This is a genomic window from Arthrobacter sp. MP_M4 (assembly GCF_035984855.1).
In the GTDB taxonomy this organism is placed as follows: Bacteria; Actinomycetota; Actinomycetes; order Actinomycetales; family Micrococcaceae; genus Arthrobacter.
In genome coordinates this window covers 318,841-339,992 of sequence record NZ_JAXCHX010000001.1, presented here as the reverse complement: position 1 = coordinate 339,992, position 21,152 = coordinate 318,841, and the positions used below count along the sequence as shown (strand labels likewise).

Annotated in this window: 16 protein-coding genes, 2 tRNA genes and 1 pseudogene; 6 read left to right on the top strand and 13 right to left on the bottom strand. The window is 67.5% G+C overall.

Features of this window, described 5'->3' with window-relative positions:
• Nucleotides 1-2: 2 nt before the first annotated feature.
• From RCH15_RS01675 to RCH15_RS01665, 3 genes are all read right to left on the bottom strand, one after another.
• Nucleotides 3-866 carry an HpcH/HpaI aldolase/citrate lyase family protein gene (locus tag RCH15_RS01675; protein WP_326957389.1) on the bottom strand — a complete coding sequence of 288 codons (864 nt, stop codon included), beginning with the start codon at nucleotides 864-866 and terminating at the stop codon, nucleotides 3-5.
• Between the two features lie 152 nt (nucleotides 867-1,018).
• Nucleotides 1,019-1,999: an aldo/keto reductase gene (locus RCH15_RS01670; protein WP_326957387.1), complete on the bottom strand. Its 981-nt coding sequence runs from the start codon at nucleotides 1,997-1,999 to the stop codon at nucleotides 1,019-1,021.
• Complete coding sequence (locus RCH15_RS01665) at nucleotides 1,996-3,702, bottom strand: glycoside hydrolase family 13 protein (RefSeq protein WP_326957385.1); 1,707 nt, start codon at nucleotides 3,700-3,702, stop codon at nucleotides 1,996-1,998. The genes RCH15_RS01670 and RCH15_RS01665 overlap by 4 nt, the downstream gene beginning before the upstream one ends.
• A gap of 73 nt (nucleotides 3,703-3,775) precedes the next feature.
• Between RCH15_RS01665 and RCH15_RS01660 the strand changes: the two genes are divergently transcribed.
• Nucleotides 3,776-4,996, top strand: a complete 1,221-nt coding sequence (locus RCH15_RS01660) for an ROK family protein (protein WP_326957383.1) — start codon at nucleotides 3,776-3,778, stop codon at nucleotides 4,994-4,996.
• Here the strand turns inward: RCH15_RS01660 and RCH15_RS01655 are convergent.
• From RCH15_RS01655 to RCH15_RS01635, 5 genes are all read right to left on the bottom strand, one after another.
• A complete protein-coding gene (locus RCH15_RS01655; protein WP_326957382.1) occupies nucleotides 4,993-5,652 on the bottom strand; it encodes an NAD(P)H-binding protein in 660 nt (219 codons plus the stop codon). The two genes, RCH15_RS01660 and RCH15_RS01655, sit on opposite strands and share 4 nt — an antisense overlap.
• 77 nt (nucleotides 5,653-5,729) lie before the next feature.
• Nucleotides 5,730-5,803: transfer RNA gene (locus RCH15_RS01650), tRNA-Met, on the bottom strand.
• Nucleotides 5,804-5,865: 62 nt separating this feature from the next.
• Nucleotides 5,866-5,937, bottom strand: a tRNA-Thr gene (locus RCH15_RS01645).
• 231 nt (nucleotides 5,938-6,168) lie between these two features.
• Entirely contained in the window at nucleotides 6,169-8,265 is a 2,097-nt protein-coding gene (locus RCH15_RS01640; RefSeq protein WP_326957380.1) for a DEAD/DEAH box helicase, read from the bottom strand.
• A 388-nt stretch (nucleotides 8,266-8,653) separates the two neighbouring features.
• On the bottom strand, nucleotides 8,654-9,307 hold the full coding sequence (locus RCH15_RS01635; protein ID WP_326957378.1) for an MOSC domain-containing protein: 654 nt from the start codon (nucleotides 9,305-9,307) through the stop codon (nucleotides 8,654-8,656).
• Nucleotides 9,308-9,463: 156 nt separating this feature from the next.
• Between RCH15_RS01635 and RCH15_RS01630 the strand changes: the two genes are divergently transcribed.
• From RCH15_RS01630 to RCH15_RS01615, 4 genes are read left to right on the top strand one after another with little or no spacing between them, the layout of a single operon-like run.
• The gene (locus tag RCH15_RS01630; RefSeq protein ID WP_409016850.1) at nucleotides 9,464-10,144 is read left to right on the top strand and encodes a Tat pathway signal protein; all 681 of its coding nucleotides are present in this window, start codon (nucleotides 9,464-9,466) and stop codon (nucleotides 10,142-10,144) included.
• Nucleotides 10,145-10,146: 2 nt separating this feature from the next.
• Nucleotides 10,147-11,364: a glutathionylspermidine synthase family protein gene (locus tag RCH15_RS01625; RefSeq protein ID WP_326957374.1), complete on the top strand. Its 1,218-nt coding sequence runs from the start codon at nucleotides 10,147-10,149 to the stop codon at nucleotides 11,362-11,364.
• Nucleotides 11,361-12,866, top strand: coding sequence for an APC family permease (locus RCH15_RS01620; protein WP_326957372.1), 1,506 nt, complete (start codon nucleotides 11,361-11,363; stop codon nucleotides 12,864-12,866). Before RCH15_RS01625 ends, RCH15_RS01620 begins: the two co-directional genes overlap by 4 nt.
• A gap of 24 nt (nucleotides 12,867-12,890) precedes the next feature.
• Complete coding sequence (locus RCH15_RS01615) at nucleotides 12,891-14,090, top strand: acyl-CoA dehydrogenase family protein (RefSeq protein WP_326957371.1); 1,200 nt, start codon at nucleotides 12,891-12,893, stop codon at nucleotides 14,088-14,090.
• Here RCH15_RS01615 and RCH15_RS01610 read toward each other — a convergent pair.
• The 5 genes and pseudogenes from RCH15_RS01610 to RCH15_RS01590 all read right to left on the bottom strand — a co-directional run bounded on the left by RCH15_RS01610 (nucleotide 14,087) and on the right by RCH15_RS01590 (nucleotide 19,843).
• Nucleotides 14,087-15,544 (bottom strand): glycosyltransferase 87 family protein, encoded by a 1,458-nt coding sequence (locus tag RCH15_RS01610; RefSeq protein ID WP_326957369.1) that lies wholly within the window; start codon nucleotides 15,542-15,544, stop codon nucleotides 14,087-14,089. The two genes, RCH15_RS01615 and RCH15_RS01610, sit on opposite strands and share 4 nt — an antisense overlap.
• A 69-nt stretch (nucleotides 15,545-15,613) precedes the next feature.
• Nucleotides 15,614-15,769, bottom strand: a pseudogene (locus tag RCH15_RS01605) (MFS transporter); the annotation flags it as partial.
• A gap of 93 nt (nucleotides 15,770-15,862) precedes the next feature.
• A complete protein-coding gene (locus RCH15_RS01600) occupies nucleotides 15,863-17,143 on the bottom strand; it encodes a glycosyltransferase 87 family protein (RefSeq protein WP_326957367.1) in 1,281 nt (426 codons plus the stop codon).
• Between the two features lie 6 nt (nucleotides 17,144-17,149).
• On the bottom strand, nucleotides 17,150-18,367 hold the full coding sequence (locus RCH15_RS01595) for a cystathionine gamma-synthase (RefSeq protein WP_326957364.1): 1,218 nt from the start codon (nucleotides 18,365-18,367) through the stop codon (nucleotides 17,150-17,152).
• A gap of 90 nt (nucleotides 18,368-18,457) precedes the next feature.
• Nucleotides 18,458-19,843, bottom strand: a complete 1,386-nt coding sequence (locus tag RCH15_RS01590; RefSeq protein ID WP_326957363.1) for a cystathionine beta-synthase — start codon at nucleotides 19,841-19,843, stop codon at nucleotides 18,458-18,460.
• A 143-nt stretch (nucleotides 19,844-19,986) separates the two neighbouring features.
• On the opposite strand from RCH15_RS01590, the gene RCH15_RS01585 reads away from it, so the two are divergent.
• On the top strand, nucleotides 19,987-21,120 hold the full coding sequence (locus RCH15_RS01585) for an SLC13 family permease (RefSeq protein ID WP_326957719.1): 1,134 nt from the start codon (nucleotides 19,987-19,989) through the stop codon (nucleotides 21,118-21,120).
• The last annotated feature ends 32 nt before the right edge of the window (nucleotides 21,121-21,152 follow it).

Below are 21,152 nucleotides of genomic sequence, written 5' to 3'. Positions count from 1 at the left end.
GGCTACTGGGCCGGCTGCACCCCAAAGGCTACCGCGAGCTTCATGATCTTCTCGGCGCGGCCCAGGCGCGGCAGGTCCGAGCCGTCCCGGATGACGCGGCCGTTGGCCTCGAAATCGGCCATGAAGTCAGTGGCCCAGGCGACGTCGGACGGCGTCGGGCTGATGACCTCGTTGATGACGTTCGTTTGATCGGCGGCGAGGCACAGCTTGCCGGTCATGCCCATCATCACCGTGATGCCGGTCTGCTCACGCAGGATGGGGTGGTTGGTGCCGACGGTGGGGCCGTCAATGGGGCCCGGCAGGTTCCCGACCCGGCTGGCCACCACCAGCTTGGCGCGCGGGTAGGCCATGGCCTCGGGGCTGGCCGCCATGCCGGTGTCGCGGCGGAAGTCGCCGGAGCCGAACGCCAGGCGGAACGCACCCTGGGCTTTGGCAATATGGTTGGCTTCCTCGATGCCGACGGCGGACTCGACAAGCGCGATGACCGGGGTTTTGCCGTCCATCCGGTGGTAGCTCTCGGTGACCTGGTCCGCGGACTCGGTCTTGGCCAGCATCACACCGAGCAGACCCGGGGTGCCGCGGAGTCCGGCGAGGTCATCTGCCCAGAACGGGCTTGTGGCGTCATTGATGCGGACCCAGGCGCTGCCCCCGGCCGTCAGCCAGTCCACGACGTTGCCGCGGGCTTCATCCTTCTGGGAGGGATCCACTGCATCCTCGATATCGAGGATGACGGCGTCCGCGCGGGAAACGGAGGACTGGTCGAAAAGCTCGGTTTTCATAGCGTTGACCAGCAGCCAGGAACGGGCGATTTCAGCTGGAATGTTGCGTTGAGGCCGGACGGTCCCGGCGGTGGTGGTGGAGGTCATGTCTCTACGCTATCCGTTCCGGGGTGTCCCCCGCGAAGTATTTGGGCCCCCGCAGGCGACCATTACGACCAAAAACGCGTCCCGACCCAGCCGGCTGGCGGCTGACACCGTTTTGAGCCCTCACAACAGCCTTTGCTGCCAGGTCAGCGGTCTCAGGGGATGGTGCTGCCCCGCGCGCTCACCCAAAGCCGGTACCACTGGGCCCGGGTCATCCCCGCGGCCACCTCCGCCGCTGCCGCACAGGCGCGGATGCGGTCCGGATTGGCGGTGCCGATCACCGGGGAAATCCCGGCCGGGTGCTTCATGAGCCAGCCCAGCAGGATGGATTCCCCGGTGGTATTTTTCTCCGCCGCCAGTTCGGCCACCAGCCCGGTGGTCGCTTCTTCCGCGACCGACGGTATGGCGCCGGCCGAGCCGGTATAGAGGCCACGGGCCAGGGCACCGTAGGCCTGCAGCGTGATACCGTGCCGGACGCAGTGCTCCACCGTCCCGTGCGGGAAGCTGTAATCGGTACCCTCGGCATGGTTGACCAGGACCGCGCTCTCCAGCCAGGCGCGGTTGTGCAGGCTCATCTCCAGCTGGTTGGCCACCACCGGCGTTTCCAGCCGGTCCTGCAGCATCTCGATCTGCGGCCCGGACATGTTGGATACGCCCAGGGCCCGGACCTTGCCTTCCCTCATCAGCTGGCTGACGGCGGATGCGACCTCGGCAGCGTCCATGAGCGGGTCGGGGCGGTGCAGCAGCAGCACGTCCACGTAGTCCGTCCTTAGCCGGGCGAGGCTTTCGTTAACCCTCGTCAGGATGCTGTCCCGGCTGAGATCGTAATACGTCTGCAGGCCCTGTTCGTTGAGCCGGATGCCGCACTTGGTCTGCAGCCGGATCTCCTCCCGCAGTCCGGGCGTCTGCGCCAGAACCTCGCCGAAAACCGCCTCGGACTTGCCGCCACGGTAAATGTCGGCATGGTCGAACACGGTGATGCCGGCCGCACGGGCAGCAGCGATCACGGCAGCCGCCTGGTCCACGTGAGCGGATCCGTACGGCTCCGGTGACCAGCTGCCGCCCAGGCCCATGCAGCCATATATCAGTTCCTGGGCGGGCTGCCCGGCCGGTCCTGGTCCAGAAGTGGAGCTCACCGCAGCCAGACGGTGGTGTTGCCGGGCAGGAGGTTGCCCTCCAGGGGTCCGCTGCTGAGCAGCACCGTTCCGGCCGGCAGCTCCACGGGTTCCGCACCGAAGTTCGTCACGGTGTGCCAGCCACCGGGACGGGTGAAGTGCAGAACGTGGGCGTTGCCGGTCTCCAGCCACTGCAGTTCCTCCGAGGTCTGCAGCTCGCGGCGCAGTTTCAGCGCCCGGCGGTAGAACTCGAGGGTGGATCCTTCCACGCCGTCCTCGGCCTCGACGGCGTAGCGGCTGAACCAGGCCGGCTGCGGCAGATGCGCTCCGGCGTCGCCGAACCCGAAGGAGGTTCCCTCGGCCGCCCAGGGCAACGGCACGCGGCAGCCGTCCCGGCCGATCTCCACGCCCTTGTTGCGGAAGAACGTGGGGTCCTGGCGCTCGGAATCGGGGATGTCCGCGACCTCCTGCAGCCCGAGCTCCTCGCCCTGGTACAGGTACGCGGAGCCCGGGAGTGCCAGCATCAGCTGGGTGGCCGCGCGGGCGCGGCGCAGGCCGAGGTCGACGTCGAGTTCCCCGGCCGGTGCGCCGGCCAGCAGCCAGCCCTTGCCGTCCTGGCCCTTGGCGTGCTTGCCGCCGCCCTGAGGCAGGCCGTAGCGGGTGGCGTGGCGGACGACGTCGTGGTTGGAGAACACCCAGGTGGACGAGGCACCGGATTCGGTGGCTTCCGCGAGGTTGCGGGTGATGATTTCGCGGAACTCGTCCGCGTCGAAGTCGGCCTGGAGCAGGTCGAAGTTGAACGCCTGGCCCAGGCCCTCGGGGCTTGCGTAGCGGCCGCGGCGGCTGGCGTGCACCCACGCCTCGGCGACGGCGGTGCGGGGCGGGTTGTATTCGTTGAAGACCTCGCGCCACTCGACGTAGATTTCGTGGACTTCGTCGCGGTCCCAGAACGGGTGCGAACCGTCAGCGTGGCCGTCGGCGCCGGTGTTGGCTTCGCCCAGCTCCAGCCGGGACAGCAGCGGCTCGGTCAGGTCCTTGGTCAGGGCGTGGGCCACGTCGACGCGGAAGCCGTCCACGCCCCGGTCGGACCAAAACCGCAGGGTCTTGAGGAAGTCGTCGCGGATCTCGCGGTTGGACCAGTTCAGGTCCGGCTGCTCCGTGGCGAAGATGTGCATGTACCACTGGCCAGGGGTGCCGTCAGGTTCGGTGATGCGTTCCCATGCCGGGCCGCCGAACACCGATTCCCAGTCCGACGGCGGGAGCTCGCCGTTTTCGCCTTTTCCGTCCCGGAAGATGTAGCGCTCACGGGCGTCGGAGCCGCGGGGGGAAGCGAGGGCCTCCTCAAACCATTCGTGCCGGTTGGAGGAGTGGTTCGGAACGATGTCCGCGATCAGCTTGATGCCGGCTGCGTGCAGCGCGGCGGACATTTCGGCGAAGTCTTCCAGAGTTCCGAGCTTCGGGTCCACGTCGCGGTAGTCGTCGACGTCATAGCCGCCGTCGGCCAGGGCCGAGGGATAGAACGGGGAGAGCCAGACGGCGTCGATCCCAAGGTCCTTCAGGTAGGGGACCTTGGCCGTAATGCCGTTGATATCGCCCAGCCCGTCACCGTTGGAGTCGGAAAAGCTGCGCGGGTAAATCTGGTAAACGGATGCCTGGCGCCACCAGTTCGGGTCGGCGGCGAGTTCGGATCCGGACAGGGTTGCCAGCGTGGCGGTGTTGGACAAGGGGTAATCCTTCGGGGCTCGAAACAGGCTTCTGGTAATTTAGATACAAGCTAAATATATTGCCTGAACAATTATGGGTCCGGATCCGGAAGAGGTCAAGATTTTGCAGCCGAGTGCAGCCGCCGCCACACCCCAGCTGCTGCGCCGGGTCAACGCCCGGTCCGTCCTCGGCGTCATCCGCGCCACGGACGTGGCCACGGGAAGTGAGCTCATGAGCCGGACCGGCCTGTCCCGGGCCTCGGTCATTGCCGTCTGTGAAGACCTGCTCCGGCGCGGCTGGATCCGCGAACTGGGCCCCCGCGGCGGAGACCATCCCGGAAATCCCGGCAAGGGACGTCCCGCGCGGCGCTTTGAGCTCAACAGGGCTGCCGGTTTCGTGCTGGGCCTTGACATAGGTGCCGCCACCACCACCGCTGCAGTCGCGGATTTGCGCGGGACCGTCGTCGGGCGCGCCAGCGGGAGCTTCCGCGCCGCCGACATCCCCGCCGCGGAGCGGATCGCCGTCGTCGACCGCGCCTGCCGGCAGGCACTGGCGGACGCCGGGACCGGCCCGGACACCGTCCTGGCCGTCGGCGCGGGCATCGCCGCGCCGGTGGACCGGGACGGGAACGTGCTGGTGAGCCAGCATTTCTGGAGCCTGTTCGACGTCGGGCTCCGCACGGCGCTGAAGGACCTGCACGGCTGGACGGTGCTCTTGGAGAACGACGCAAACCTGGCCGTCCTGGGCGAACGCTGGCGGGGTTCCGGCACCGGCGTCGATGACCTTGTGGTCCTGCTGGCCGGCGAGCGGCTGGGTGCCGGCGTGCTCGAGTCCGGCCGGCTGCTCCACGGCCGGGGCGGCGCGGCAGGCGAAATGGGGTACCTGGACCTCGTGGAGGGCGTTGGCTCCAGCGACGGCATCGCCAGCCTGGCGCGGCAGTGGTCGGCGGCCGGGGGCGGCCCCGCAGCAGGGGGCGAGGCCAGCGCCCGCCGCGTCTTCCAGGATGCCGCCGCCGGGGACCCGGCGGCCCTCGCCATCCTGGACCGGATCGCGGACCGGATGGCCCGGATCATCGCCTCCCTGGCGAGCTTCATCAACCCCGAGCAGGTGGTGATCGGCGGGGCCGTGGCCGCCTCGGCGGGGGTCCTGCTGCCGCGCATCACCGCCCTGCTCCCCCGTTTCACGGCCACTCCCCCGCTCGTGACGGTTTCATCCCTTGGGGCCTCGATTGTCACCGTCGGCGCTGTCCGCCATGCGCTGGACTACGTCGAGGCGAACGCTTTGGAGCTCGAACTGGTGCGTCCGGGGAGCTAGCTCACCTCTTCCAGGGCGGCCGCGACAGGCAGGTCGCCGTCCCGGAACTCGATGGTGCGTCCGGCGGTTGACGGCAGGCCCAGCACGGCCGCGGCGACAAGGGCCACGTTGGCGCGGGCCGTATCCCGGCTTCCGGCGTCTTCCGCGGGGTTGACATCGATCAGGCCGTCGCCGGGCCCGTCGGTGAGCGTTCCCGGGCCCAGGATGGTCCAGGCCAGGCCGGTGCCCCGCAGGTAGGTGTCGGCCGCTGCCTTAGCTTCCGCGTAGGCGAAGAAGCTGTTGTCCTCGGGCACGCCGTGGTCCGGTCCGGCACCAAGGTAGGACACCATAATGTACCGTCCGACGCCGGCCTCCGCTGCCGCGTCCATCGACCGAATGGCTGCGTCCCGGTCCACCGCGTAGGTCCGCTCCGGGCTTGCCCCGCCGGCGCCAGCGGACCAGACCACAGCATCGTGGTTCCGCAGCGCTTCGGCGATCTCCGCCGTCGTGGACTGTTCAACGTCGAGGACCACCGGGGTGGCCCCCGCTTCCGTGACATCCGCCCCCTGGTCCGGGTTCCGGATAACGGATGTGACGTCCGCGCCCTCCGCGGAGAGGATGCGGGACAATTCCAGAGCCACTTTGCCGTGGCCGCCAATGATTACGATTCGAGTCATGGTCCCATTCTGTCCCACAACCCTGCCCGGCGGTTAAACAAAAAGACCCTCCAGGCTGGGCCTGCAGGGTCGTTTTGTAGCGGCGGGGAGGCTCGATCTCCCGACCTCACGATTATGAGTCGTGCGCTCTAACCAACTGAGCTACGCCGCCATAAATGAGGAAAACCTGTGCTAAGCCGGTCAAAAACCGCCTTGACACAGGCCCTCATTCCGAGCCCCCCACCGGAATCGATCCGGTGACCTCGTTCTTACCAAGAACGCGCTCTACCACTGAGCTAGGGGGGCAACGAGTAAATACTCTACCGGATGATTCCGCTCCCAACAAATCGGTGCCGGGCACGCCCGCAGAGTGCCAAAACCGGCGGAAATGCCCGGCTGCGGGCGCCTTGGCCGGCACCACGAGAGGTTCCCGGACCCGGCCGCCCGCATGCATGTGACCAAGGGAACTTAACGAAGAACGGGCCGGCAGAAGAGCCGGCCCGTTCTCAGGGTGAATCAGTGCTTAGCGGCTGGAGATTACCACTTGGTACGCGGTTTGCGGGCTGCGTCGGTGCCGACGCCGCGCTCATTGCGGTCACTGAAGGAGCGCCCGCCGCGGTCAGCGGAGGACCGCTCGCCGTCGTTCTTGCGGAACTCGCGCTTGAAGCCGCCGTTGCCTTTGAAGTTCCCGCCACGGTCACCGCCGCCGGAGTACCCGCCGCGCTCTCCGCCACGGCTGCCGCCCTGGTAGCCGCCGCGGTCACCGGAGGGCTTGCGGCCATTGTCCAGTTCGAGGTGGATCAGCTCGCCGCCGATCCGGGTGCGGGACAGCGCCTTGAGCTGGTCGGCGCTGAGATCCGCCGGGAGCTCCACGAGGGAGTGGTCGGCGCGGATGTCGATGCCGCCGATCTGGGCCGAGGAGATACCGCCTTCGTTGGCAATGGCTCCAACGATCGAGCCGGGCATCACGCGCTGACGGCGTCCGACGGCGATCCGGTAGGTGGCGTTGCCCTCGGTCAGGGTGCGGGTGGGGCCGCGGGAGCCGAAGCCGTCCTTGGCGCGCTCGCGCTTCTGGAATTCAGGAGCTGCGGGCAGTTCCTTGACCAGCAGCGGCTGGCCGCCCTGTGCCATCACTGCCAGTGCGGCAGCGATTTCCGAGGCCGGGACGTTGTGCTCTTCCTCGTAGGAAGCGATGAGGTCGCGGAACGCGGCCACGTCTTCGGAGGCCAGGGTTTCGGTGATCTTTTCCGCGAACTTGCCCAGGCGAAGCGTGTTGACCGACTCGGCGGTAGGCAGGTGCATCTGCTCCACCGGCTGGCGGGTCGCCTTCTCGATGGAACGCAGCAGGTACTTCTCCCGCGGCGTCATGAAGAGGATCGCGTCGCCGGACCGACCCGCGCGGCCGGTCCGGCCGATGCGGTGCACGTAGGACTCGGTGTCGTGCGGGATGTCGTAGTTGACCACGTGGCTGACGCGCTCGACGTCGAGGCCGCGGGCCGCGACGTCGGTCGCGACGAGGATGTCGATCTTGCCGTCACGCAGGGCCTCGACCGTACGCTCACGCTGCTGCTGCGGGATGTCGCCGTTGATGGCGGCCGCCTGGAAACCGCGAGCGCGGAGCTTGTCGGCGAGGTCCTCGGTGGCCATCTTGGTCCGCACGAAGGCAATAACGCCCTCGAACTCTTCAACCTCGAGGATGCGGGTCAGCGCGTCGAGCTTGTGCGGGCCCATGACCTGCAGGTAGCGCTGGCGGGTGTTGGCGCCCGTGGTGGTCTTGGACTTGACCTGCACCTCGGCCGGGTTGTTCAGGTACTGCTTGGACAAGCGGCGGATCTGGCTCGGCATCGTGGCGGAGAACAGGGCAACCTGGCGGCCCGCGGGGGTCTGCTGGAAAATCTGCTCCACGTCTTCGGCGAAGCCCATGCGGAGCATTTCGTCGGCTTCATCCAGGACGAGGTACTGGAGCTCGGACAGATCCAGGGACCCCTTGGTGATGTGGTCGATCACACGGCCGGGGGTACCGACAACCACCTGGGCTCCGCGGCGCAGGCCGTTGAGCTGGGGGCCGTAGGCGGAGCCGCCGTACACCGGAAGGACGGTAAAGTCGTCGATGTGCTTGGCGTAGGAGGTGAACGCCTCTGCAACCTGGAGCGCGAGCTCACGGGTTGGTGCGAGCACCAGGGCCTGGGTCTTGCGGGACGGGCCGTTGAGGTCGTGGAGCTCGGCGAGACGGGACAGTGCCGGTACTGCGAATGCTGCAGTCTTACCGGTACCGGTCTGGGCCAGGCCCACGACGTCGCGGCCTTCGAGCAGCAACGGGATGGTTGCTGCCTGGATCGGCGAAGGCTTCTCGTAGCCCACATCCTGCAGGGCGGCGAGGACGCGGCCGTCAATGCCGAGGTCTACGAACTTGACGCCTTCGTCTTCGGCGTCTTCTTCCTTCGCCGGAGCTGATGCGGCTTCGGGCTTGGATTCGGTCTGCGGTGCGGCTTCGGCGGCGGCCGGAGCTTCGTGGTCCGCAGGCGCCTCGGTGAATTCCGGGGCGGAGCCGGCCGCGGGGGCAGCCGTTTCAGAAGTCTCGACGTCGCTCTGAAGGTTTTCGGTGTCGACGGAGTTGTTCTGATTTTCGGGCATAGGTGAATATCCTCATTCATAGGGGCCAAGCGGCACAACCCGAGGTGAGCGGAGCCGCAGTACGCGTGACCGGAGTGCCGGACGTACTTGACCGGCAGGTCACATAGAAGCCCGGCGCTTTCGCAATCCCGTGGCAGGACTTCCCGCTGCATCTCTTGGCTGCTATCCCAGCAGTCTGTACAGCGTTTTCTTTAGCCGGCTCTCCCTATGAAAATGCCCGCATCTCATATGCGCGGGCCCCAACACTTACCAGTCTTGCCTCAAGAATTGGGCAGGAAATAAGGGATTTCCGGAGTGGGGGATAGTTCAATTGTAGGTCATGAATCCGCGCATGGGTAACCCGGGGGCCCGGAACGGCGGTGAGCTTGCGCACACGGGCCCTGCCCGGCTACCCGCTGAGGCGGCGCTTCAACTTCGCGAACTCCCCCTGATACTCGGGCTGCAAACGGATTTCTCCGTCGGCGTCGGCGTCCCGCAAAGCCTCCATGTCCTCCAGCGTGGGGCTGCTGAACCACTTCCCGACGGTGACGCCGTGGGTGGGAACAAAGATCCGGTGGACGTGGTCTCCCGCCTGGATACTGCCGACCCGCACCACCCGCAGGTACGTTCCCACCCGCCCCGCGTCAGCAAACCGCTTGACCCAGCGCTCTTCGTGCATCCGCCGCTGGAAAGTTGCACAGGGGATCCGGGGCGACGTCACCTCGACCTCGACGTCGAGTCCGATTTTCCAGCGCTCGCCGATCATGGCGTCGGTGGCGCTGATCCCGGCAACGCGCAGGTTTTCGCCGAAGATCCCGGGCGGTAATTCCCGGCCGAGCTCCGCCGCCCAGTAGTCGGTGTCTTCCTGGGTGTAGGCGTAAAGCGCCTGGTCCTCGCCGCCATGATCGATGCGGCTGGCCTGGATGTCACCGCGCAGTCCGAGCCTGTGCACCTTGACCGGTCCGGCGACGGGCCGTTTGTCGATGGCCGTCACACCCACGCTCCCGGGGTCGCTGAGCAGCTGATGCACCCGGCAGACGGCAAGAACAGAGGCAGTGTCCATGGCACCAGTGTAGGCCGGGCCCGCGGGCACCTTCGCGGCAGACATGGGGAGATCTGCGCGCGATTTTGGTGGCCGGGAGAACTGATGGCGGTTAGGCTGGCTCCGGCCCTACGGCCGTGAGTTTAGGAATGCAAGCCAGGGGAACGCAGGGGAAGCATGGACGAGCAGGAACAACCGGGGAAAGCGAAGCCGGGGCGTGGTGTGAGAGAAGGAGTGCAGCCGGCGGGGGGAACTGCGCCGGTGGACTTCACCCCGCCGCCTCCGGGCGAAGACGGGCACCAGCCCCCGTGGCAGGTCCCCAAGCCCGCCCTCCGGCCCGAATTGGTGGACAAGCCCCAGCCAGCAGCGCCCGATGCCCTCCCGTCTCCGGCGGGTCCCGTCCCGCCGACCCCCGTTCAGGACCCATTTGGCCGTGAACGTGCGAAGGAGCTGGCATCAGCTCCGCGCCGGAAGAAGCGCAACCAGCGGCGTACCGTGGTGGTGGCGCTTGGCGTGACAGCGCTGCTGGCCGGAACCATCACCGCGATGGTGGCCAGTAACGAGGACGACGCCGACTACGCCCAGGTGTGCATCGACGACGGCACCGGCGAGCGCGTCGCTGACACCCAGTGCGGCAACAGCAGCACCGGAGGACGCAGCTCCGGCGCCTACGCCTGGTATTTCTACTCCCGGGGTGGAAGTGTGCCGGCGCTGGGACAGAACCGGTCCAGCTACCCCGGCTACACCAAGAGCGTCCCGTCCGGCGCGAAAGCGTCGACGGGGTACAGCACCAAGGGCGGGACCGTGAGCCGGGGCGGCTTCGGATCCAGTTCCAAGGGCGGAAGCACAGGCGGCTAGGCATGAAACGACACATTTCCGTGCCCAGGCCGGCCTGGAAGCAGCGGATTGAACAGCAGGGCCTCGTTTTCTCCACGACCACCCTGCAGGGCGGCAGCACCGTTGAGTACTGGAACGAGGGCGCCTACTACGAGTTCACCATGGACGAGGTGGAGGCCCTGGAACAGACCGCGGAGGAAATGCACCTCATGTCCGTGGAAGCGGCGAAGTTCCTCGCGACCGGCGCCATGGGCACCATCGGGATCGGGCCGCAGGCACTCGAGCTCGCCGCCGAGTCCCTGCAGGCCGGCGACGCCGACGTGTACGGGCGCTTCGACTTCATTTACGACGGCCGGGGTGGGCCGGCCAAGATGCTCGAATACAACGCGGACACCCCCACCGGGCTCATCGAGGCGGCCGTGGCGCAGTGGTTCTGGCTGCAGGACGTCTTCCCCGGCAAGGACCAGTGGAACGGCATCCACGAGGCCCTGGTGCGGCAGTGGAAGAACCTGCAGTTCCGGACCGGCATGAATACCCTGCATGTCGCCCACGCCGAAGCGGAGGAATCCGGTGAGGACTGGATGACGGCTGCCTACATGCGCGACGTCGCGGGCCAGGGCGGGTGGACCACGATCGGAATCAACATGTCCGATATCGGCTGGGATCCGAACCTCAACCGTTTCGTGGACCTGGACAACTTCATGATCAGCACCATGTTCAAGCTCTATCCCTGGGAGCTGATGATGAAAGAGCCGTTCGGCCAGCGGCTGCTCCAGCGTGCGCACAACCCGCGCTGGGTTGAGCCGGCCTGGAAGATGCTGCTGTCCAACAAGGCTCTGCTCGCGGCCCTGTGGCACCTGTACCCGGACCATCCCAACCTGCTGCCCGCGTACCTGGACAGCCCCGGCCCGCTCACCGACTGGGTGGCCAAGCCGCTGCACGGCCGCGAAGGGGACAACATCAAGATTCACGCCGCCGGCATCAATCTCGAACAGCCCGGCGGGTACGGCCGCGAAGGCTGGTGCTACCAGCAGTTCCACGCCCTGCCGGATTTTGACGGCAACCGTCCGGTGCTCGGGCTCTGGGTGGTGGACGGCGAATCCGTCGGTTGCGGCATCCGCGAATCCGATGGCCCCATCACCGACTACTTCTGCCGCTTCGTCCCTAACACCATCGACTCGCCAGCCCCACTCACCCCTCCATCGAACGCCCATTCCAGCAAGGCAGGCACCGCATCATGAGTACCACGACGACGGCCGGCAGCCCCGGCGAACAGCGCGCCGTCCCTTCCAAGGGGCTGCGCGCCGGAATCCTGGATCTCGGCGACTCGGTCATGCTGGGCCTGGCGTCCACCGCCCCGGTCTATTCGCTCGCCGCCACCCTGGGCCTCATCGTGGCGGTAAACGGAAATTACACCCCCCTGATCCTGCTCCTGGGCTTCATCCCGGTGCTGTTCATCGCCTACGCCTTCCGCGAACTCAACAGCGCCATTCCGGACTGCGGCACCACGTTCATCTGGACCCGGCGCGCATTCGGCCCCTGGGCCGGCTGGCTGGGCGGCTGGGGCGTGGCGCTGGCCGGCGTCGTGGTACTGGCGAACCTTGGCCAGGTCGCCGGGCAGTACCTGTGGCTGCTGGTCGGGGACGGCTCGCTGGCAGCGAACAGCCTCGTGGTAACCGCCACGGGGGTGGCGTTCATTGCCTTCATGACCGTGGTGAACTACCGGGGCATCCGGCTCGGTGAGCATGTCCAGCGGGTCCTGACCTACGTACAGTACATAGCGCTGGGCATCTTCGCCGTCGCGATTGTGTTCAGGATCGCCGGTGGCGTCCCCGAGGGCCAGGCCTTCGACTTTGAGTGGTTCAACCCGGCCGGCGCCTTCGCCGATCCGGGCGCCGTCGTTCATGGATCGCTGCTGGCACTGTTCATCTACTGGGGCTGGGACACCTGCCTCGCGCTGAACGAGGAGACGGAAAACCCTGCCACGACGCCCGGCCGCGGCGCGATCATTTCGGCGTTGGTCCTGGTGGCCATTTACGTATCCGTGGCCCTGCTGGTGATGATGTATGCCACCGTCGGCACGGAAGGAATCGGCCTGGGCAACGACGCCAACAAGGGCGACGTCTTCCTGGCGATGAAGGACGTGGTTCTCGGGCCCTGGGGCTGGCTGATGGTCGTCGCCGTCCTGGCCTCCGTGCTGTCATCCACCCAGACCACCATCCTGCCCACAGCCCGCGGCACGTTGTCCATGGCGGCGCATGGGGCGCTGCCCGCGAAGTTCCGCGAGGTCCACCCGCGCTATCAGACCCCCGGGTTCTCGACCAAGGTGATGGGCGCCGCCGCCATCCTCTACTACGTGCTGATGAGCCTGCTGAGTGAGAACCTGCTCTCCGACTCGATCAGCTCCATCAGCCTCTTCATCGCCTTCTATTACGCGCTGACCGGGTTCGCCTGCGTCTGGTACTTCCGCGGAACGCTGCGCAGTTCGGCCCGCAACCTCTGGTTCCGGGGCATCCTGCCGCTCCTGGGCGCCCTGGCACTGACGGGCGCGTTCTGCATCTCAGCCGTGCAGATGTGGGATCCGGGCTACGGCGGCACCAGTATCCTGGGCGTCGGCGGGGCCTTCGTCAGCGGCGTGGTGCTACTGGGTCTCGGCGCGGTGCTGGCCGCGGTGTGCCGTTTTGCGCCGTCAACCAGGGACTATTTCCGCCAGGGCAAGAGGACCGCCGTCGCCGCTGTTTAGCGGGTGCCCCCGTAGGATGCTGGCATGAGCAACGACGCTGATCTTCCTGCTGGTCCTGACCCTTCCGATGTCCTGGCAATCGATTCCCTCTTCAGCGCCGAAGAGCTCGCTGTCCGGGAGCGCGTCCGCGACTTCACGGACAGCCGGATCCGGCCCGGCATCGCAGGCTGGTACGACGACGGCGTGTTTCCACTGGAACTGGCCCCCGAACTGGGCGAACTCGGCGTCCTTGGCATGCATCTGGAGGGCTACGGCTGCCCGGGCCGTTCCGCCGTGGAATACGGTTTGGCCGCGATGGAGCTGGAAGCCGGCGATTCCGGCATCCGGACGTTCGTCTCTGTGCAGGGCTCGCTGGCCATGACGGCCATCCACAGGTGGGGCTCCGAAGAGCAGAAACTGCAGTGGCTCCCCCGCATGGCCGCCGGTGAACTGATCGGTGGTTTCGCTCTGACCGAGCCGACCGCCGGCTCCGACCCAGCCTCGATGAAGACCTTCGCCCGCCGCGACGGAACCGGAGAGAGCGCCGGTTGGATCCTGGATGGAGCCAAACGCTGGATCGGTCTCGCCTCGGTGGCCGATGTGCTGGTGGTGTGGGCCATGACCGACGACGGCGTCCACGGCTTCCTGGTCCCCGCCGGCACGCCCGGGGTCACCGCGTCGCCGATCGGCCGGAAGCTCTCGATGCGAGCCTCGATCCAGTGCGATGTCACGTTCGACGGCGTCCGGCTGGGTCCGGAAGCCATGCTCCCGGCAGCCCGCGGCCTGCGCGGCCCGTTCACCTGCCTCAACGAGGCCCGGTACGGGATCGTGTGGGGCTCCATGGGCGCGGCCCGCGACTCCTACGAGGCTGCGTTGAAGTACTCCCAGGAGCGGCTGCAGTTTGGCAAGCCGCTCGCCGGGTACCAGCTGACCCAGGAGAAACTGGTCAACATGCTGGTGGAGATCCAAAAAGGCACCCTGCTGGCGCTGCAGCTGGGCCGGCTCAAGGACGCCGGGCAGCTGCGGCCGGAGCAAATCTCACTGGGCAAACTGAACAACGTGCGGGAGGCGATCACCATCGCCCGCGAGGCCCGCACCGTCCTGGGCGGGAACGGCATCACCCTCGACTATTCCCCGCTGCGGCACGCCGCCAACCTTGAGTCGGTCCGTACCTACGAGGGCACTGACGAGGTCCACACCCTGATCCTGGGCCAGCACATCACCGGACTGGCCGCCTTCCGCTAACCCCGGGTTGGCACGTCGCGGCGATCTCCTGCAGGCCTATTGCCGCGAAGTGCCGTCTCGGCGGGGTTCCGTTCCCCGTCCTGGTCCAGGTCAGCGGCCGGGGTCACGGCGCCGCGCCGCAAGACCATCAGCCAGCACACCAGGATCGCCACGGCACAGAACACTCCGGCGCTGGAAGCCATGATCCACAATCCGGGGGTTTGAACGTTGAGGTCCTCTGCCCCGAGGGCCGTGCCAATGGTCTTGGGCGAGAACAGGAACACCATCACGGACACCCCCAGCACCCCGCCCATCAACCAGCGCAGCCCGCGGTAGCGGTGCGGGGTCTCGCGCAGGGTCCACGCGAAGGCCGGCAGCACGGCGGCAACCCAGACCCAGTGGTGGGACCACGAGACCGGGCTGATCAGCAGCATGGCCAGCGCCGTCGTCGAGACTGCGACCACCCGGGCCCCCTGGTCGCTGGCGGCTTTGATGATCCGTGCGGCCAGCACCACGACGAGCATGCTCAGCGCCAGCCAGGGGAAGGTCACGGACGCTTCGGGGACGCCGAAGTGCAGCAGGGCGCCTTTGAGGGACAGGTTGTCGACGTAGCCTGCGCCGCCGATCCGGGACGTGTCGGGCAGAATCTGAAACCAGAACTCCAGGGATTCCGCCGGCCGCACCAGCCAGCCAAGAACCACGGTGCAGGCGAACCCCGCACCCATGTTGAACAGTCCGCGCCAGTCCTTGCGGACCAGGAAGTACAGGCCAAAAACCAGCGGGGTCAGTTTGATGCCGGCGGCAATACCTACGAGGAAGCCGCTGCCGGGGAAGCCGACCATCCAGCGCTGGTTGCGGGCCAGCAGGTCCAGCGCCATCATGCCCATCAGCAGGATGTTGATTTGACCGAACGCCAGGGTCTCGCGCCACGGGCCGAGGTTCAGTACCGCCAGGACCAGCACAGCTGCCGCCCACCGGTTGCCCGGAGCCTGGAAGGTGGTGCGCCAGTCCGCAGCGGCATTCCAATACCGGACACCGCGGACGGCCACCCACAGCGCCACGCCGGCGCCGGCGGCATTGAAGAGGGTGAGGGCAATTCCTTGCGGCACCCTGGCCAGCAGGCTGAAGAGCAACGCGGCAAACGGCGGATAGGTGAACGGAAGCTGCGGGCCGCCGGCCCAGTCAATATTGCCCCGGTAGAGATCCGACGGCGCCTGGCCCGCCTCGTTAAGAATGGTTCCGCCGTACCAGTAGACGCTGAAGTCCAGACCTTGTGCACCCCAGACGCCGAGCCAGTGCCACACAAGGTAGATCAGGCCGGCCAAGGCCAGGACTGTGGAAACCTGGAGCAGCTGCGGGACGTAGAGCCGCTCCGAGACCCAGGCAAAGGTCCGTCCGGGTCTGGCTTCACCTGCAGGCTCTTCCGCCGTGACTGGTACGGGAATTGGCCGGGTTTCGGCTTCAGGCGGTGGCATGCATCCCCCAGGTATGTGTGGTCGGGTGCCGGCCGCAGGCGGGATCCCTGCTGCCATCCTACCGAACCCCTAAGCCGGGACCGGGACCGCGTCCGTCTTGCCGGCGTCCCTGCGGATGGTCGCGCTGATGACTGCCGCTAGGGTGCACACCGCGGCGGCGCCAAACCAGGCATAGGTGTATTGGCCCGTGGCGTCCCGGATGGCGCCTGCAGCAAGTGCAGAGGCAGGACCAGCAGGCCGATTCCCGCGGCAATGTTGCGCGGGCGGCATGGCCGCGAAGTGCGAACTCTCACGGCGGCGGGCGGGCAGGGTCGCAGGCTAGGCGTCCGGGCGGAGCGAGGCGCGGGAGGGCCGGTACGCCAGCGCCCAGTACACCAGCATGGCGATGCCGCAGAGTACGCCCAGGCTGGCCACGATGAGCTGCCACTGGGTCTGCGGGTCCTTCCCCCATTCGGCGGCGCCGGCCATCACCGCCAGGTACTTGGGCGTGAGGTAAAAGGACAAGGCTGAGAACGCGACGATGATCCATCCGGCGAGGCGCATCCGTCCGTTCCGGGACGGCACCCGGTGGATGGCGAACCCCATGCACGGCAGTGCCACTGCCATCCACACCCAGTGGTGGGACCAGGACACCGGGCTGACCAGGAGCATCAGCACGGCCGTGGCGGAGACGGCGACGAAGTTCTCCTCCGCGTCGACCGCCCACTTGATCACGAGCGCGGCCACGGCGGCCAGGCCGAGCGCGAGCACCAGCCACACAAGGCTCGTCAAGCCGGAGTCCGGCAGCCCCAGGTGCAGCAACAAGCCTTTAACCGAGAGGTTGTCCACGTAGGCCGGCCCGCCGATGCGCCCGGTGTCGGGCAGGATCTTGGTCCAGAAAGTGAGGGAAGCCGTGGGCAGCACCGCCCAGGCCAGGCCGATCGAGCCAAAGAATCCTGCCGCCATCCAGCCGAGGGCCTTGAAGTCGCGGCGGACCAAAAAATAGAGCCCGAAGGCAAGCGGGGTCAGCTTGATGCCTGCCGCGATGCCGATCAGTAACCCCGCGGACCAGCGTATCTGGGCGGCCCGTGCTTTTCCGTAGAGCGCGAAGTCGGCCAGGATCAGGCCCATCAGGATGATGTTGATCTGCCCGAAGTCGAAGGTGTCCCGCCAGGGACCCAGGAGCAGAATCGCGGCGGTCCCGGCCAGCGCAACGGCACGGAAGCGCCAATCCGCGACGGCGTTCCGCCAGCTGCCGAGGCGGAAGTAGTGCCGCGCGAGCCAGGCGGACACGATGGCGGCGCCCAGCAGCGCCGTGGTGATGAACACCAGGCTGCCGACGCCCTGCCCCAGCGCCGCCATGGCCGCGAACAGCAGCGCGGCGAACGGCGGGTAGGTGAACGGCAGGCCGTCCCTGGGCGCGTAGAGCTCGTTGACGCCGGTTTCGCCGGTCTGGAGCACCCGGTTGCCGCCGTAGAAGTAGACCTCAAAGTCGTTCATCAGCGGAATGTACGCCGAGTACAGCACCACCAGGGCGACGACGACGGCGAGCGCGCCAGCCGCCGTCGCGAACCAGCCGCGGGTGGTAGAGGGCGTGGCGCTGGTGGTGGTGGTGGTCACAGGTGGTTAGCTGCCTGACTCGCCGGCCGCGGACTCGATCTGCGCGAAGGCGTGCTCCAGGTCAGCGATCAGGTCCTCGACGTCCTCAATGCCACAGGAGAGCCGGATCAGGTTGACCGGAACGGCCAGCTCGGTGCCCTTGACCGAAGCATGCGTCATCTCCGAGGGGTAGTTCATCAGTGACTCGATGCCGCCGAGGGACTCTGCGAGGGTAAACACCGACGTGGATTCGGCCACCTTCCGGGCTGCCGCTTCGCCGCCCTTGAACTGCACGGAGATCATGCCGCCAAACTTCTTCATCTGCTTTTTGGCCAGCTCATGCCCCGGGTGTGAGGGCAGGCCCGGGTACAGCACGGCCTCGACCTCGGGGCGCCGCAGCAGCCATTCGGCTACGGCCTGGGCGTTGTCGCTGTGCCGGTCCATCCGCACGCCCAGGGTCTTGAGGCCCCGGGTGGTGAGGAACGCGTCCATCGGGCCGGACACGGCACCGACAGCGAACTGGACGAAGCCGATCTTCTCGGCCAGCCCTGCGTCGTTGACCACGATCGCGCCGCCGACGACATCGGAGTGGCCGCCAATGTATTTCGTGGTGGAGTGCACCACGACGTCAGCGCCCAGGGCCAGGGGGTTCTGCAGGTATGGGGACGCGAAGGTGTTGTCCACAACCAGGAGGGCCCCGGCGTCGTGCGCCACCGTGGCGAGGGCCGCGATGTCGGTGATCTTCATCATCGGGTTCGACGGCGTCTCCACCCAGACGAGGCGGGTCCTGCCACCGTCCGGCCCACCGGCCGCCACGGCCGACGCCACTGCTTCAAGGTTGGACATGTCCACCGGGGTGTTGCCGATGCCCCACTCCCCCAGCACCCGGCTGATCAGCCGGTAGGTGCCGCCGTAGGCGTCGTTGCCGAGCACGATGTGGTCCCCCGGACGGGTGAGCGCCCGGATCATCGAGTCCTCGGCAGCGAGCCCCGAGCTGAAGGAGAACGCGGCGGTCCCGCCTTCGAGCGCGGCCAGTTGTTCCTGCAGCGAATCACGGGTGGGGTTGGTTCCGCGGCCGTATTCGTACCCGGCACGCAGCACACCAATCGCTTCCTGGGCGTAGGTGGTGGAGAAATGCACGGGCGGGACGACGGCGCCGGTGCGGGGCTCGAACGCCTGGCCGGCATGCACGGCCCGGGTGTTGAAGCCTGCGGCTTTCGCGGAGTGGCTCTCTGGCAAAGTCATATGCGTTCCTTTCGGCCGGCCGCCGGGAGGCCCGGCAAGGGCGCTCCGGCATCCGGGTCGGTGGATGAGGTGCTGGGAAAAGCCGGTGAGTCAGCTGCTCAGGTAGGCGAGGAGGTCGTGGCGGGTCAGGATCCCTACCGGCGCGCCGACGAAGGTCACCATGAGGGTGTCCGAGCCGGAGAGGAGCTCCCGGGCCGTCGAAAGCGACTCGAGGGAACCGATCACCGGAAGCCGGGGCTCCATGTGTTCGGAAATCTTGTCCGAGAGCTTGGCCTCCCCGCGGAAGAGCTTCGCGGTCAGGGTGCGCTCATCGACGGAGCCGAGGACCTCGCCCATGACCACGGGAGGTTCCTGGGACAGCACCGGGATGTTCGAGACGCCGTACTCGTTCATGATGTTGATGACATCGCGGACGGTCTCGTTCGGGTGGATGTGCACCAGGTCCGGCATTTCCCCGGTCTTGGCCTTGAGGATCTCGCCGACGGACGCTTCGTCCCCGCCGGCGAGGAAGCCGTAGGAGCGCATCCACTGGTCGTTAAAGATCTTGGCCAGGTAGCCACGGCCGGAGTCCGGCAGGATGACGACGACGACGGCGTCCTCGGGCAGGTCCTTGGCGACCTGCAGTGCAGCGACGACGGCCATGCCGGACGAGCCGCCCACGAGCAGGCCTTCCTCGCGGGCCAGCCGGCGGGTCATTTCGAAGGAGTCGGCGTCGGTCACCGCGATGACGTCGTCGGGGACGGCTTTTTCGTAGTTGGCGGGCCACATGTCCTCGCCGACACCTTCGACGAAGTACGGCCGGCCGGTGCCGCCGGAGTAGACCGAACCCGACGGGTCGGCGCCGATGATCTTGACCACGCCGCCGTCGGCTTCCGCGCGTCCGGCGGAGGCTTCCTTGAGGTACCGGCCGGTGCCGGTGATGGTGCCCCCGGTTCCGGCACCGATCACACAGTGCGTGATCCTGCCGTCCGTGTCGCGCCAGATTTCCGGGCCGGTCGATTCGTAGTGGCTGGCCGGGGCGGCCGGGTTGGAGAACTGGTCGGGCTTATAGGCGCCGGGAATCTCACTGACCAGCCGGTCCGAGACACCGTAGTAACTTTGCGGGCTGTCGGGGGCAACGGCGGTGGGAGTCACCACAACCTCGGCGCCGTAGGCCTGGAGCACGGCCCGTTTGTCCTCGCCCACCTTGTCCGGCACCACGAAGATGCACCGGTAGCCCTTCTGCTGGGCTACGAGGGCAAGGCCGACGCCGGTGTTTCCGGAGGTGGGTTCCACGATGGTCCCACCCGGCAGGAGTTTGCCGCTGCGCTCGGCCTCCTCAATCATTTTCACCGCGATGCGGTCTTTGATGGAACCGCCGGGGTTCAGGTATTCCAGCTTCACCAGGACCGTGGCCCCGATGCCGTTGGTAACGTGGTGCAGCTTGACGAGCGGCGTATTGCCGATGAGGTCCAGAACGGACTGGGCGTACTTCATACATACAAAGTTACCGTCTCCACCAGCCAAGGGCGGATTCAGTCACGTCCGGTGGGTTAGCCGGCGCCATCTGGTGCGAAGATTATGCGGTGACGAGCTGGCGTTGGCCCAAGGGGCTGAAGAGCTATCTGCTCCCCGCCGGCATGCTGGCGGTGGGCGCCGCGGCGCTGCTTACGGGCCTGTTGCCCTGGCCGGCCTTCGAGGACCTGGCCGGCCGGACCGTCCCGGTGCTGACCTTCGTCGTGGCGATGTCCCTGGTGACGGAACTGGTTGACGGGGCCGGCCTGTTCCGGGTGGTCACGGAGCGGCTCGCGGCACTGGGCAGGGGCCGGGTTTTCCTGTTGTGGCTGCTGGTGATCGGCCTGGCCACGGTCTCTACCGTGTTCTTGTCCCTGGATACGACGGCGGTGCTCGTGACTCCCGTCGTGGTCCTCCTCGCCATCCACGCCCGGATCCCGCCGCTGCCGTTTGCCCTGACCACCATCTGGCTGGCCAACACCGCATCCTTGTTGCTGCCCGTGTCGAACCTGACGAATCTGCTGGCCCAGGCCCGGCTGGGGCTGAGTCCGGTTACTTTCGCCCGCCTCGTCTGGGCCCCCGCCCTGGTGGGGGTCGTGGTCCCGATCGTGCTGTTGTGGCTGGCCTTCCGGAAGGACCTCGCCGGCCGGTACGGGCCGCAGCCGGTCCGCAAAGCGCGGGACAAGGTGTTGCTGTACTCGGCGTCCGGGGTGATGGTGCTGCTGCTGCCCGCCCTCGTTTCCGGCGTCCCCGTGCAGTTCCCGGCGCTGGCTGCGGCGGCGGTACTGCTGGGCCTCTTCCTCTGGCGCCGCCGCTCGGCCCTGCGCTGGTCCATGATTCCCTGGCGGCCGCTCCTGCTCACCGCGGGGCTGTTTATGGTGGTGGAGACCCTGCACGCGCACGGCCTGACGCGGTTCCTGGCCGGCGTCGCGGGTTCCGGCGAAACCCTGCCGGCACTGCTGCAACTCGCGGGCCTGGGTGCCGGGGCGGCGAATGCAGTGAACAACCTGCCGGCGTACCTTGCGCTGGAGCCGGTGGGCGACTCGCCGGTGCGGCTCGCGGCCCTGCTGATCGGGGTGAACCTCGGCCCGCTGGTCACCCCGTGGGCATCGCTGGCCACCCTGCTCTGGCACGAACGGCTCCGCGCACTCAACGTCGAGGTCCGCTGGGGCGGGTTCGCGGTCGCCGGCCTTGCCGCCGTCGTCCTCACCGTCCCGCTGGCAGTGGTGGCGCTGTGGCTCACCGCGGGGATGCGCTGACCGGGCCAGGACCCGTACCTTCGCTGTCAGGC